Genomic DNA, 15077 nt, shown 5'->3' on the forward strand with positions numbered 1-15077 from the left:
GTGCGGTGGCTTATCAGGTTTTGTCGGCAGAAGATTTCTTCATTCGCCTTGGTGTGGTTTTGCTGGGTGTCGTGCTGGCTGTCGGTAGTTTTTTGCTGTCGCAGACCGGGAGGCGATTCACGGGTTTCGCCAAAGATTCGGTGAATGAAGCCAAGCGCGTTGTTTGGCCCACCCGCAAGGAAGGCATGCAAATGACCGGTGTGGTCTTTGTGTTCGTGTTGATCATGTCGATCTACCTGCTTGCGGTGGACAAAACGCTTGAGTGGGTCTTCTACGATCTGATTTTAGGGTGGACTATATAATGTCAAAACGCTGGTACGTGGTGCATGTTTACTCGGGGCTCGAGAAAAGCGTGCAGAGATCGTTGCAAGAGCGCATTGACCGTTCTGAGTTCGCAGATTTGTTCAGTCAAATTCTGGTTCCTTCCGAGGAAGTGGTGGAAATCAAGGGCGGTCAGAAATCAATTTCTGAGCGTCGCTTTTTTCCCGGCTATGTGCTGGTTGAGATGGAGATGACTGACGATTCCTGGCACTTGGTTAAAAACACACCAAAAGTGACTGGCTTTATTGGTGGCACGGGCAACCGTCCCACGCCGATTTCACAAAAAGAAGTCGACAAAATCATGAAGCAGATGCAAGACGGCGCTGAAAAGCCACGTCCCAAAGTGTTGTATGAAGTTGGCGAAATGGTTCGTGTCAAGGAAGGCCCCTTTGCAGACTTCAATGGCAACGTTGAAGAAATTAATTACGAGAAAAGCAAGCTTCGCGTGTCGGTGACCATTTTTGGTCGCGCCACACCCGTAGAGCTCGACTTTCACCAGGTCGAAAAAGTTTGATCTGAAAGCAGCAAGTTTTCCCGCCGCCTGTATTAGATTGCTGACAGGGTGAACGGTAATTCAAGCAATACGAGGAGCGGCATTTGCTGCGTTTGAACTCACGGAGAAATTTCAATGGCCAAGAAAATTATTGGCTTTATCAAGCTGCAAGTACCGGCTGGTAAAGCAAATCCATCCCCGCCCATCGGTCCAGCACTGGGTCAGCGTGGTCTGAACATCATGGAATTCTGTAAGGCGTTTAACGCCCAAACTCAAGGCTTGGAGCCAGGTTTGCCAATTCCAGTGGTAATCACCGCATTTGCAGACAAGTCTTTCACGTTCATCATGAAGACCCCTCCTGCAACCGTGCTGATCAAGAAAGCAGCGAAGGTCACCAAGGGTTCGCCACGTCCTCATTTGGACAAAGTGGGCAAGATCACCCGCGAACAAGCTGAAGAAATTGCAAAAACAAAGATGCCTGACCTGACCGCTGCTGACATGGATGCTGCTGTACGCACCATCGCTGGTTCAGCCCGCAGCATGGGCATCGTGGTGGAGGGTCTATAAATGGCTAAGTTGTCTAAACGCACTCAAGCGTTGCGCGCGAAAATTGACCGCAACGCTGTATATCCCGTAGATCAAGCCCTGGGTCTGATCAAGGAAACAGCGACTGCCAAGTTTGATGAGTCCGTTGATGCGGCCATCCAGTTGGGCGTTGATGCACGCAAATCAGACCAGGTGGTTCGTGGTTCAGTGGTTCTGCCAGCCGGTACAGGTAAAACTGTTCGCGTGGCCGTGTTTGCGCAGGGCGCCAAAGCTGAAGAAGCCAAGGCCGCCGGTGCCGACATCGTGGGCATGGACGACCTGGCTGCTGAAGTAAAAGCAGGCAACATGAACTTCGATGTGGTCATTGCTTCCCCCGACACAATGCGTATCGTGGGTACTTTGGGTCAAATTCTGGGCCCACGTGGTCTGATGCCAAACCCGAAAGTGGGCACTGTAACTCCTGATGTGGCCACAGCGGTTAAAAACGCCAAGGCCGGTCAAGTTCAGTTCCGTACCGACAAGGCCGGCATCATCCATTGCACAATCGGTCGCGCCTCATTTGACGTTGAGAAGCTGAAGTCCAATCTGTCAGCTTTGCTGGATGCATTGAACAAATCCAAGCCAGCATCGTCCAAAGGTGTGTACCTGAGAAAAATTGCCGTATCCAGCACCATGGGTGGTGGCTTACGCGTTGACCAAGCTTCGGTTTTGGGTCAATAAAGAACTTTGGGCTGCAATTACCGACTTGTCGCTGATTTGTCGGTAAATGCAGGTTGTCAAAGACCGTTGGAAATTGAAGGTTTGTTTTCAAACCCGATCTTTTAAAAAAACCATCCAACCTAGATGGCGGTCCCGAGTAAAAGTAATGAATGAATGTTCAAAGCTTGATTTCGGTCGCCTGTTTTAAACAGTGCAATAAGCGCTTCTTTTTGGAGAAAGACCGTGGCATTAAATCGCCAAGAAAAAGCAGCAGTCATTGAAGAGATCACCGGTCAACTGGCCAGTGCTCAATCGGTGGTTGTTGCTGAATATCGTGGTCTGTCTGTAGAAAGTGTGACGCAGCTCCGCAAGGAAGCTCGTGCAGCGGGTGTTTATTTGCGTGTTCTGAAGAACACCTTGGCAAAGCGAGCCATTGCCGGTACAGCCTTTGAAGGCCTGTCCAGCAAAATGGCTGGTCCGCTGATTTACGGTATCAGTACTGATCCCGTTGCAGCAGCCAAAGTGTTGGTCAATTTCGCGAAGACAAACGACAAGCTCATTCTGACTGGCGGCGCGCTGCCTGGTCAGGTAATGGGTGTAGACGGTGTGAAGGCCTTGGCCACCATGCCTAGTCGTGACGAGCTTCTGTCGAAATTGCTGGGCACGATGCAAGCACCAATCGCAACATTCGTACGTACGCTCAACGAAGTACCTACGAAGTTTGTTCGCGGTTTGGCTGCCGTTCGTGATCAGAAAGAATCGCAAGCTGCTTAACTTTTTTCAAGATAGCCGAATCAAACTTTTAACTGGAGAATACTCACATGGCCACTAAAGCCGAAATCCTGGATGCCATCTCTGGCATGACCGTACTCGAACTGTCCGAACTGATCAAAGAAATGGAAGAAAAGTTTGGCGTTTCTGCTGCCGCTGCTGCTGTTGCAGTTGCTGCTCCTGCCGCTGGTGGCGCTGCTGCCGTTGAAGAGAAGACAGAATTTGACGTAATTCTGACTGCTGCTGGCGAAAGCAAAGTAAACGTAATTAAGGTTGTTCGCGCACTGACAGGTCTTGGCCTGAAAGAAGCGAAAGACCTGGTTGACGGCGCACCCAAGGCTGTTAAGGAAGGCGTTTCCAAAGCTGAAGCTGACGACGTCAAGAAGCAACTTGAAGAAGCTGGTGCAAAAGTCGACGTTAAGTAATGTCGGTTTTTGAAATGCCCGGGGGTTTTTGCCTCCGGGCTTTTTGCGCTTGAGAAAGCGATTACAACCAGAGTGTGTTAAGCCATGTGTAGAACACATGCATATCGCTTAATCCGCTCGACATCAGGACAGAAAATATGTCTTACTCTGCCACCGAGAAAAAACGCATACGCAAAAGCTTTGCGAAACGGCCTCCAGTTTTGGATGTACCGTACCTTCTCACCACTCAACTTGACTCTTACACTGACTTTCTTCAACTGGGTCTCCCGGTTGAAAAACGCGCAGAACAGGGGCTACAGGCGGCGTTCCAGTCTGTGTTCCCAATTGTTTCGCACAATGGCTATGCCCGCCTGGAGTTCGTGCAGTACGCGCTTGGCGAACCTGCTTTTGACGTCAAGGAATGTCAACAGCGTGGCCTGACTTTCTGTTCGCCGCTTCGTGCGCGTGTTCGCTTGGTACTTCTGGATCGCGAGGCCAGCAAGCCCACGGTGAAAGAAGTGAAAGAGCAGGAAGTGTACATGGGCGAATTGCCGCTCATGACGCAGAACGGATCCTTCGTGATCAACGGCACTGAGCGCGTTATCGTGTCTCAGTTGCACCGTTCGCCTGGCGTATTCTTTGAGCACGACCGTGGCAAAACACACAGTTCCGGCAAGTTGTTGTTCTCTGCTCGTATAATTCCTTATCGTGGCTCTTGGCTCGATTTCGAATTCGATCCGAAAGACGTGCTCTACTTCCGTGTTGACCGTCGCCGCAAGATGCCCGTCACGATTTTGCTCAAAGCCATCGGCATGAACAGCGAGCAAATCCTGTCCACCTTCTTTGACTTCGACCAGTTCGAAATCAAATCCGAAGGTGCGTCGATGGAATTGATCACTTCCCGTTTGAAGGGTGAAGTGGCCAAGTTCGATATCGTCGACAAAGCCGGCAAGGTGCTGGTTCAAAAAGACAAGCGTATTAACGCCAAGCACATTCGCGACATTGAAGCGGCTGGCTTGAAGAAAATCTCCGTGCCTGAAGACTTCCTGATTGGCCGCACCCTGGCCAAGAATATTGTTGATGGAAGCACCGGCGAAGTTGTGGCTTCCGCCAATGATGAAATCACGGAAGAAATCATGGGCAAGATCCGTGATGCTGGCGTGAAAATTGTTGAAACCATTTTCACCAACGAACTTGATCACGGTGCCTACATTTCGCAAACCCTGCGCACCGACGAAACCGCGGATCAAACTGCTGCGCGCGTGGCCATTTATCGCATGATGCGTCCAGGTGAGCCGCCCACGGAAGAAGCGGTAGAAATGTTGTTCAACCGCCTGTTCTACAGCGAAGATTCTTACGACCTGTCGCGTGTGGGTCGTATGAAGTTCAACCGCCGTGTTGGCCGTCCGGAAGTGGAAGGCGCCATGGTGCTGCAAGACGCCGACATCCTGGCTGTAATCAAGATTCTGGTTGACCTGCGTAACGGCAACGGCGAAATCGACGACATCGACCACTTGGGCAACCGCCGTGTTCGTTGTGTGGGTGAATTGGCGGAGAACCAGTTCCGTGCTGGCTTGGTGCGTGTTGAGCGAGCCGTGAAAGAGCGTTTGGGTCAGGCGGAAGCCGAAAACCTGATGCCGCATGACCTGATCAACTCCAAACCAATTTCTGCAGCGATCAAAGAATTCTTTGGTTCGTCCCAGCTGTCGCAGTTTATGGACCAAACCAACCCGCTGTCTGAAATCACGCACAAGCGTCGTGTTTCAGCCCTGGGCCCAGGCGGTCTGACCCGCGAGCGCGCTGGCTTCGAAGTTCGAGACGTACATACAACCCACTATGGTCGTGTGTGTCCAATCGAAACACCGGAAGGTCCAAACATTGGCCTGATCAACTCCATGGCGATGTTTGCTCGTTTGAACGAGTACGGTTTCCTGGAAACACCTTACCGCAAGGTTGAGGGTGGTGTGGTGTCCGATGAGATCGTGTACCTGTCCGCCATTGAAGAGGGTCGTTTCGTGATCGCGCAGGCGAACGCCGAAATCGACGGCAAGAAGCGCCTGGTCGGTGATCTGGTTTCATGTCGTGTGGCCGGTGAATTTGAATTGATGGATCCGTCTGGCGTTGAGCTGATGGACGTTGCGCCTGGCCAGATCGTGTCTGTTGCTGCTTCCCTGATCCCATTTCTGGAACACGACGATGCGAACCGCGCCTTGATGGGTGCAAACATGCAGCGTCAGGCTGTTCCATGTCTGCGTCCTGAAAAGCCATTTGCCGGTACCGGCATTGAGCGTACTGTTGCCGTTGACTCGGGCACAGTGATCGTGGCCGACCATGGTGGTGTTGTGGATTACGTGGATGCAAACCGCATCGTGATTCGTGTGAACGACAACGAAGTGGAATCGGGTTCAGTCGGTGTAGACATCTACAACCTGACCAAGTACACACGTTCCAACCAGAACACCAACATCAATCAGCGTCCCATCGTGAACAAGGGCGACATCATTGCCAAGGGCGATGTAATCGCCGACGGTGCATCCACCGACCTTGGCGAATTGGCCCTGGGTCAGAACATGCTGGTCGCGTTCATGCCCTGGAACGGTTACAACTTCGAAGATTCAATCCTGATCTCCGAGCGCGTGGTTGCCGAAGATCGCTACACCTCGATTCACATCGAAGAGTTGTCCGTGGTTGCCCGCGACACCAAGTTGGGTTCAGAAGAAATTACACGCGACATTTCTAATCTGTCTGAAGCGCAGCTGTCACGTCTGGATGAATCCGGCATCGTGTACATCGGCGCTGAAGTGCAGGCCGGCGATGTTATGGTGGGCAAGGTGACGCCAAAAGGCGAAACCCAGCTCACGCCGGAAGAAAAGCTGCTGCGCGCCATTTTTGGTGAGAAAGCCTCTGACGTGAAAGACACCTCCTTGCGCGTGCCTTCCGGCATGACAGGTACCGTGATCGACGTTCAGGTATTCACCCGCGAAGGCATCGTGCGCGACAAGCGCGCCCAGTCCATCATTGACGATGAATTGAAGCGCTATCGCCTCGACTTGAACGACCAGATGCGTATTGTTGAAGCCGATGCATTCAGCCGTATCGAGCGTTTCCTGGTGGGTAAAGTGGCCAACGGTGGTCCGGCCAAACTGGCCAAGGGCAGCAAAATCACTGCTGAATACCTGAAAGAAGTGGATCATCACCATTGGTTCGACATTCGCCTTGCGGAAGAAGAAGCCGCGGGCCAGCTCGAAACACTGAAAAAGTCCATTGAAGACAAGCGTCACCAGTTTGATTTGGCTTTTGAAGAAAAGCGCAAAAAGTTGACACAGGGCGACGAACTGCCACCAGGCGTTCTGAAAATGGTCAAGGTTTACCTGGCAGTCAAGCGTCGCTTGCAGCCGGGTGACAAAATGGCCGGCCGTCACGGTAACAAGGGTGTGGTCTCCAAGATCGTTCCCGTGGAAGACTTGCCACACATGGCCGATGGTCGTCCCGTGGACATCGTGTTGAACCCATTGGGTGTTCCTTCACGTATGAACGTGGGTCAAATTCTGGAAACCCACCTGGGTTGGGCTTCCAAGGGCATTGGCGATCGCATCAATGAAATGTTGCGTGAACAGAATGCCGTGGCGCGTCTGCGTGAATACCTGCACAAGGTGTACAACGGCACAGGCACCACAGTTGATCTCGATTCCCTGACTGATCTGGAAATAGTCAACATGGGCAAGAACCTGACCAAGGGTATGCCTTTCGCCACGCCGGTATTCGACGGTGCAAACGAAGAAGACATTCTGGAAATGCTTCGTCTGGCGTACCCCGACGAAGACCCACGCATGCAGGCCTTGGGCTTTAACGAGTCCAAAACCCAAGTGACATTGTATGACGGTCGCACAGGTGATGCATTCGACCGCAAAGTCACTGTCGGCTACAAACACGTGCTGAAGCTGCACCACTTGGTCGACGACAAAATGCACGCCCGTTCAACCGGTCCGTACTCACTGGTTACACAGCAGCCATTGGGCGGTAAAGCCCAGTTTGGTGGTCAGCGTTTCGGTGAAATGGAAGTGTGGGCTTTGGAAGCATATGGCGCATCGTACGTTCTGCAGGAAATGCTGACTGTGAAGTCAGATGACGTGAATGGTCGTACGAAGGTGTATGAGAATTTGGTCAAAGGTGATCACACGATCGATGCCGGTATGCCGGAATCTTTCAACGTACTCGTGAAAGAAATCCGCTCACTCGGTATTGATATTGATCTGGACCGTAATTGATCGGTCGCGACGGAGGTATTTAAATGAAAGCTTTATTAGATCTGTTTAAGCAGGTCCAGCAAGACGAGCAGTTCGACGCAATCAAGATTGCGATCGCATCGCCCGACAAAATCCGTTCGTGGTCTTTCGGTGAAGTTAAAAAGCCTGAAACCATCAACTACCGTACCTTCAAGCCCGAGCGCGATGGTCTGTTTTGTGCCAAGATTTTTGGCCCAATCAAAGACTATGAATGCCTGTGCGGCAAGTACAAGCGTTTAAAGCACCGCGGCGTCATCTGCGAGAAGTGCGGCGTTGAAGTTACATTGGCCAAAGTGCGTCGCGAACGCATGGGCCACATCGACCTTGCATCGCCTGTCGCGCACATCTGGTTCCTGAAGTCACTGCCATCCCGTTTGGGCATGGTGCTGGACATGACCCTGCGCGACATTGAGCGCGTGTTGTACTTCGAAGGCTTCGTGGTTGTCGAACCCGGCATGACCCCGCTCAAGCGCGCGCAATTGCTGACCGAAGAAGACTACCTCGCCAAACAGGAAGAGTACGGTGACGACTTCGTCGCGTTCATGGGTGCTGAGGGCATTCGCGAATTGCTGAAGTCCATCGACATCGACCGCGAAGTGACCACACTGCGCGAAGAATTGGGCACTACCAATTCCGAAGCCAAGATCAAGAAAATCGCCAAGCGCTTGAAGGTGCTTGAGGGTTTCCAAAAGTCCGGCATCAAGCCCGAGTGGATGATTCTGGAAGTGCTGCCCGTGCTGCCGCCGGAATTGCGCCCATTGGTACCGCTGGACGGTGGTCGTTTTGCGACCTCCGATCTTAACGACCTCTACCGTCGTGTGATCAACCGCAATAACCGTTTGAAGCGTCTGCTGGAACTGAACGCACCCGACATCATCGTGCGCAACGAAAAGCGCATGTTGCAGGAAGCCGTTGATTCATTGCTGGACAACGGTCGTCGCGGCAAAGCCATGACAGGTGCCAACAAGCGCCCATTGAAGTCATTGGCTGACATGATCAAAGGCAAGGGCGGTCGTTTCCGTCAAAACTTGCTGGGCAAGCGCGTGGACTACTCCGGTCGTTCCGTGATCGTGGTGGGCCCACAGCTCAAACTGCACCAGTGCGGTTTGCCCAAGCTGATGGCGCTCGAGCTGTTCAAGCCATTCATTTTCAATCGCTTGGAAGTGATGGGCATTGCAACCACCATCAAGCAGGCCAAGAAATTCGTTGAAAACCAGGAACCCATCGTGTGGGACATTCTGGAAGAAGTGATTCGCGAGCATCCGGTCATGTTGAACCGTGCGCCAACGCTACACCGCTTGGGTATTCAGGCTTTCGAGCCCGTATTGATTGAAGGCAAGGCCATTCAATTGCACCCACTGGTTTGTGCCGCGTTCAACGCCGACTTTGACGGTGACCAAATGGCGGTTCACGTGCCTTTGTCAATCGAGGCGCAAATCGAAGCGCGTACCTTGATGCTGGCCTCGAACAACGTGCTGTTCCCCGCCAACGGTGATCCCTCGATTGTTCCTTCACAAGACATCGTATTGGGTCTGTACTACACCACTCGCGACAGGGTAAACGGCAAGAACGAAGGCATCATGTTCTCCGATGTGGGCGAAGCAAATCGCGCCTACGACAACAAAGAAGTGGAATTGGCCACCCGCGTTACCGTTCGCATCACCGAATACGATGTGAACAAGGAAACAGGCGAGAAGACATCCAAGCGCACACGCTACGAAACAACCGTTGGCCGTGCCTTGCTCTCAGAAATTCTGCCGCCGGGCCTGCCATTCTCCTTCATCGATCGTCCTTTGAAGAAGAAAGAGATTTCCCGTTTGATCAACGCGTCTTTCCGTCGCTGTGGTCTGCGTGAAACAGTGATTTTTGCCGACAAACTGATGCAGTTTGGTTTCCGCATGGCCACGCGTGGCGGTATTTCAATCGCCATGGGCGACATGGTTGTGCCAGCGCAGAAGCAAGTCATCATCGCTGCTGCTGAAGCAGAAGTGAAAGAAATTCAGTCTCAGTACACCTCGGGTCTGGTAACCCAAGGCGAACGTTACAACAAGGTTGTTGATATCTGGGGCCGTGCAGGCGACCAGGTGGGCAAGGCCATGATGGAACAATTGGCGACCGAGCCAGTGATCGACCGCAATGGCAACGAAGTGCGCCAGGAATCGTTCAACGCGATTTACATGATGGCCGACTCGGGTGCCCGTGGTTCTGCAGCGCAGATCCGTCAGTTGGCCGGTATGCGTGGCCTGATGGCCAAGCCAGACGGCTCCATCATTGAAACGCCGATCATCGCGAACTTCCGCGAGGGTCTGAACGTGTTGCAGTACTTCATTTCAACACACGGCGCGCGTAAAGGTCTGGCCGATACGGCTTTGAAAACAGCGAACTCCGGTTACCTGACACGTCGCCTGGTCGATGTGACCCAGGACTTGGTGGTGGTAGAAGACGACTGCGGCACCTCCAACGGCGTGGCCATGAAGGCCCTGGTTGAAGGTGGTGAAGTCATCGAAGCGCTGCGCGACCGAATTCTTGGCCGCGTTGTGGTGTCCGATGTGGTGAACCCTGAAACGCAGGAAACCGTGTTTGAAGTGGGCAAGCTGCTCGACGAAGACGCAGTGGAGCTGATCGACCATTTGGGCATCGACGAAGTGCGCGTGCGCACACCGCTGTCCTGTGAAACGCGCTATGGCCTGTGTGCCAAGTGTTACGGTCGCGATCTGGGTCGTGGTTATCTGGTCAACAACGGTGAAGCTGTTGGCGTGATCGCCGCGCAGTCCATCGGTGAACCCGGTACCCAGCTGACCATGCGTACCTTCCACATTGGTGGTGCAGCGTCGCGTGCCGCTGTGGTGTCCAGCATTGAGGCCAAGTCAAACGGCGTAATCCGTTTCACCGCCACCATGCGTTACGTCACCAACGGCAAGGGCGAGCAAATTGTTATTTCCCGTTCTGGCGAGGTGTTGATTACCGACGACTTCGGCCGTGAACGCGAACGTCACAAAGTGCCCTACGGTGCAACACTGGCCGTACTCGATGGCAATCAGGTTAAAGCTGGCACCATGCTGGCAACCTGGGACCCGTTGACACGCCCGATCGTGACCGAATACGCTGGCAAAATCCGCTTCGAGAACATCGAAGAGGGTGCTACCGTTGCCAAGCAGATTGACGATGTGACCGGTTTGTCTACGTTGGTGGTTATCGATGCCAAGCGTCGTACCGCAGGCAGCAAGGGCGAGCGTCCCCAGGTCAAGTTGATCGACCCGCAGGGCAATGACGTGAAAATTGCCGGCTCGGATCACTCCGTGAACATCAGCTTCCCGGTCGGCGCACTGATTACCGTTCGTGACAACCAGGATGTGTCCGTGGGCGAAGTGTTGGCGCGTATTCCTCAGGAAAGCCAGAAAACCCGTGACATTACCGGTGGTCTTCCCCGTGTGGCCGAACTGTTTGAAGCCCGTTCACCGAAAGACGCTGGCATGTTGGCCGAAGTCACCGGTACGGTGTCCTTCGGTAAAGACACCAAGGGCAAGCAGCGTTTGGTCATTACCGACCTGGATGGCGTTTCCCATGAGTTCTTGATCCCCAAAGACAAGCACGTACTGGTGCACGATGGTCAGGTCGTCAACAAGGGTGAATCGATTGTGGACGGCCCAGCCGATCCGCACGACATCCTCCGTTTGTTGGGCATCGAAGCGCTGGCCCGCTACATCGTGGACGAAGTGCAAGACGTTTACCGTTTGCAGGGTGTAAAGATCAACGACAAGCACATTGAAGTGATTGTTCGTCAAATGTTGCGTCGCGTGAATGTGGATGATCCGGGTGAAACCGGCCTGATCCCCGGCGAGCAGGTCGAGCGCTCCGAGCTGTTGGATGCAAACGACAAAATGCGCAGCGAGAACAAGCGCGAAGCCACGCACCAGAACATTTTGCTGGGTATTACCAAAGCGTCCTTGTCGACCGATTCGTTCATCTCGGCTGCTTCCTTCCAGGAGACAACCCGTGTATTGACCGAGGCGGCCATCATGGGCAAGCGCGATGAATTGCGTGGCCTGAAAGAAAACGTCATCGTTGGTCGCCTGATACCTGCGGGTACAGGCATGGCCTTCCACAGAGCCCGAAAGGACAAGGAAGGTCGCGAAGCTGAAGAGTTGCGTTTGATGGAAGCCGAGCATGATCCTCGGGCGCAAGCCGAGGCCCTGTTCAACCTGCCAGCGTCCGAGGGTTCAGAAGAGTCTTAAGTCGTTGACTGGAATATGAAATGGCAAGATGAAAAGATTGCCATCAGGATTGACCCGCGACAGTATTTTGGAATACAATCGCGGGCTAAATTGGCTGCGGGCACGCCCGTAGCCCTTTTGTTTTTTTAACCGGAACTGGAACTATGCCAACCATTAATCAACTAGTGCGTAAACCACGCACCAGTGTGACCATGAAGAGCAAAAGCCCCGCGCTTGAGGATTGCCCTCAGAAGCGTGGCGTGTGTACTCGTGTTTACACAACAACTCCTAAAAAACCTAACTCTGCGCTGCGTAAAGTAGCCAAAGTTCGCCTGACCAACGGCTTCGAAGTGATTTCCTACATTGGTGGTGAAGGCCACAACTTGCAGGAACACTCTGTAGTCTTGATCCGTGGCGGTCGTGTAAAAGACTTGCCTGGTGTGCGTTATCACATCGTGCGTGGTTCGCTCGACTTGCAAGGCGTTAAGGACCGTAAACAATCTCGTTCCAAGTATGGTTCGAAGCGTCCTAAAGCAGCCAAGGCCAAGTAATTTTTTTACTGTTGGTCAATTTAAAACCGCATTCCGTGCGGCACACATCTGGTGTGTCGAGTAAGCAGATGCATAAGTGGGATTGCCCACGCTGAAGATAAAGGAATAGTCAAGATGCCACGTCGTCGCGAAGTGCAGCGCAGAGAAGTGCTGCCAGATCCAAAGTTTCATAGCACAGAAGTTGCCAAATTCATGAACGTTATCATGTTGTCTGGCAAGAAAGCTGTTGCTGAACGAATCATTTATGGTGCTTTTGACAGCATCTCAACCAAAGCTGGCAAAGACCCACTCGAGGTGTTTAATGCCGCGATCAACAACGTGAAGCCTGTTGTTGAAGTGAAGTCTCGCCGCGTCGGTGGCGCGAACTACCAGGTTCCGGTGGAAGTTCGTCCCTCACGTCGTTTGGCGCTGGCCATGCGTTGGGTGCGTGAAGCAGCCAAAAAGCGTAGTGAAAAGTCCATGGATCTTCGCCTTGCAGGTGAACTGCTTGAGGCGGCTGAAGGTCGCGGTGGTGCGATGAAGAAGCGTGATGAAGTGCACCGCATGGCTGAAGCCAACAAAGCCTTCTCGCATTTCCGATTCTAAATTTAACTGGAGTAGCAAATGGCTCGTAAGACGCCCATTGAGCGATATCGAAACATTGGTATTTCCGCGCACATTGATGCCGGGAAAACCACAACGACTGAACGTATCCTGTTTTACACGGGCGTCAGTCACAAAATTGGTGAAGTGCACGACGGTGCGGCCACCATGGATTGGATGGAACAGGAACAAGAGCGTGGTATTACCATTACTTCCGCTGCCACAACCTGTTTCTGGAAAGGCATGGACAATTCCTATCCGGAGCACCGCTTTAACATCATCGACACCCCCGGGCACGTAGACTTCACCATTGAAGTTGAGCGTTCCATGCGCGTGTTGGACGGTGCTTGCATGGTGTACTGTGCGGTAGGTGGCGTTCAGCCCCAGTCTGAAACAGTATGGCGTCAGGCCAACAAATACAAAGTGCCCCGTTTGGCCTTTGTTAACAAGATGGACCGCACGGGTGCCAACTTTTTTAAGGTTGTTGAGCAAATGAAGTTGCGTTTGCGTGCCAACCCTGTGCCCATCGTGATTCCGATCGGTACCGAAGAGAAGTTCCAGGGCGTTGTTGATCTGATCAAGATGAAGGCCATTTACTGGGATGAAGCGTCTCAGGGCATGAAATTTGATTACCGTGACATTCCTGCTGAATTGCAAGCCGAGGCTGAGAAGTGGCGCGAGCTAATGGTCGAAGCTGCGGCCGAAGCTTCTGAAGAATTGATGAACAAGTATCTTGAAGAAGGTAGCTTGTCCGAAGCCGAAATCATCTTGGGCATTCGCACTCGCACAATTTCGACTGAAATTCAGCCGATGCTTTGTGGTACAGCGTTCAAGAACAAGGGTGTTCAGCGCATGCTCGACGCCGTGATCGATTTCTTGCCATCACCCGTGGATATTCCACCAGTGTCAGGCACCGATGAAGATGAAGAGCCTATCGTTCGCCACGCCAACGACGAAGAAAAGTTGTCTGCGTTGGCCTTCAAGCTGATGACCGACCCGTTTGTGGGCCAGTTGACATTCGTACGTGTGTACTCAGGTGTTCTGAACAAGGGCGACTCCGTATACAACCCCGTGCGCGGTAAGAAAGAGCGTATTGGTCGTATCGTACAGATGCACGCCAATAACCGTTTGGAAGTCGAAGAAATTCGCGCGGGCGACATCGCCGCTTGCGTGGGCTTGAAAGACGTGACCACCGGTGAAACCTTGTGTGATCCATCTGCGATCATTACCTTGGAGCGCATGGTGTTCCCAGAGCCTGTGATTGCTCAGGCTGTGGAACCAAAAACCAAGACAGACCAGGAAAAAATGGGCATTGCCCTGGGGCGTTTGGCAGCAGAAGATCCTTCATTCCGTGTTCGCACCGACGAAGAATCCGGTCAAACCATTATTGCTGGTATGGGCGAATTGCACCTCGAAATTATCGTGGACCGCATGAAGCGCGAATTTGGTGTTGAAGCCAACGTAGGCAAGCCACAAGTGGCCTACCGCGAAACGATCCGCAACGTGGTCAAGGAAGTTGAGGGCAAGTTTGTTCGCCAGTCTGGTGGTCGCGGTCAGTATGGTCACGTGGTTCTCCGCGTTGAGCCCAACGAAGCGGGCAAGGGCTTTGAGTTCCTTGATGAAATCAAGGGCGGTGTGGTTCCTCGCGAATACATCCCTGCGGTTCAGAAGGGTATTGAAGAATCCCTGAGCAACGGTGTGTTGGCTGGTTACCCGGTTGTAGACATTAAAGTGGCCTTGCACTTCGGTTCATATCACGATGTTGACTCGAACGAAACAGCGTTCAAGATTGCTGCCTCCATGGGTTTCAAGGAGGGCATGCGTCGCGCAAGCCCGGTGCTGCTCGAGCCGATGATGGCTGTTGAGGTTGAGTCGCCTGAAGATTACGCTGGTACTGTGATGGGCGATTTGTCTTCACGTCGCGGTGTGGTTCAGGGTATGGATGACATCCCTGGTGGTGGCAAGGCAATCAAGGCTGAAGTGCCTTTGGCTGAAATGTTTGGTTACTCCACAACGCTGCGCTCCCTGACTCAGGGTCGTGCAACGTACAGCATGGAATTCAAGCACTACAGTGAAGCACCCAAGAACGTAGCGGATGCTGTGATCAGCGCCCGCGCCAAATAATTGAAATTAAAGAACTGACGAGGTATTTGCAATGGCAAAAGAAAAGTTTGAGCGCAAGAAGCCACACGTAAACGTTGGAACGATTG

At 52.8% G+C, this 15077-nt stretch carries 11 protein-coding genes; all 11 read left to right on the forward strand.

What is annotated here, in order from left to right:
• The coding region (gene secE, locus V7028_RS14520) for a preprotein translocase subunit SecE (RefSeq protein WP_334120799.1) at positions 1 to 302 on the forward strand (302 nt) is incomplete at its 5' end.
• A complete protein-coding gene (gene nusG / locus V7028_RS14525) occupies positions 302 to 835 on the forward strand; it encodes a transcription termination/antitermination protein NusG (protein ID WP_334120800.1) in 534 nt (177 codons plus the stop codon). The genes secE and nusG, both read left to right, overlap by 1 nt.
• A 114-nt stretch (positions 836 to 949) precedes the next feature.
• On the forward strand, positions 950 to 1381 hold the full coding sequence (gene rplK / locus V7028_RS14530; RefSeq protein WP_305563216.1) for a 50S ribosomal protein L11: 432 nt from the start codon (positions 950 to 952) through the stop codon (positions 1379 to 1381).
• Positions 1382 to 2080: a 50S ribosomal protein L1 gene (gene rplA / locus V7028_RS14535; protein ID WP_334120801.1), complete on the forward strand. Its 699-nt coding sequence runs from the start codon at positions 1382 to 1384 to the stop codon at positions 2078 to 2080.
• A gap of 222 nt (positions 2081 to 2302) precedes the next feature.
• The gene (gene rplJ, locus V7028_RS14540; RefSeq protein ID WP_334120802.1) at positions 2303 to 2833 is read left to right on the forward strand and encodes a 50S ribosomal protein L10; all 531 of its coding nucleotides are present in this window, start codon (positions 2303 to 2305) and stop codon (positions 2831 to 2833) included.
• Between the two features lie 47 nt (positions 2834 to 2880).
• Positions 2881 to 3255, forward strand: a complete 375-nt coding sequence (gene rplL, locus V7028_RS14545) for a 50S ribosomal protein L7/L12 (protein WP_334120803.1) — start codon at positions 2881 to 2883, stop codon at positions 3253 to 3255.
• A gap of 137 nt (positions 3256 to 3392) precedes the next feature.
• Positions 3393 to 7502 (forward strand): DNA-directed RNA polymerase subunit beta, encoded by a 4110-nt coding sequence (gene rpoB / locus V7028_RS14550; protein WP_334120804.1) that lies wholly within the window; start codon positions 3393 to 3395, stop codon positions 7500 to 7502.
• Between the two features lie 23 nt (positions 7503 to 7525).
• Positions 7526 to 11755: a DNA-directed RNA polymerase subunit beta' gene (gene rpoC, locus V7028_RS14555; protein WP_334120805.1), complete on the forward strand. Its 4230-nt coding sequence runs from the start codon at positions 7526 to 7528 to the stop codon at positions 11753 to 11755.
• A gap of 143 nt (positions 11756 to 11898) precedes the next feature.
• On the forward strand, positions 11899 to 12285 hold the full coding sequence (gene rpsL, locus V7028_RS14560; protein WP_334120806.1) for a 30S ribosomal protein S12: 387 nt from the start codon (positions 11899 to 11901) through the stop codon (positions 12283 to 12285).
• Positions 12286 to 12399: 114 nt separating this feature from the next.
• The gene (gene rpsG, locus V7028_RS14565) at positions 12400 to 12870 is read left to right on the forward strand and encodes a 30S ribosomal protein S7 (protein ID WP_334120807.1); all 471 of its coding nucleotides are present in this window, start codon (positions 12400 to 12402) and stop codon (positions 12868 to 12870) included.
• A gap of 18 nt (positions 12871 to 12888) precedes the next feature.
• Positions 12889 to 14991 carry an elongation factor G gene (fusA, locus tag V7028_RS14570; RefSeq protein WP_334120808.1) on the forward strand — a complete coding sequence of 701 codons (2103 nt, stop codon included), beginning with the start codon at positions 12889 to 12891 and terminating at the stop codon, positions 14989 to 14991.
• The last annotated feature ends 86 nt before the right edge of the window (positions 14992 to 15077 follow it).

This window comes from Limnobacter sp., assembly GCF_036846585.1.
Taxonomy (GTDB): domain Bacteria; phylum Pseudomonadota; class Gammaproteobacteria; order Burkholderiales; family Burkholderiaceae_B; genus Limnobacter.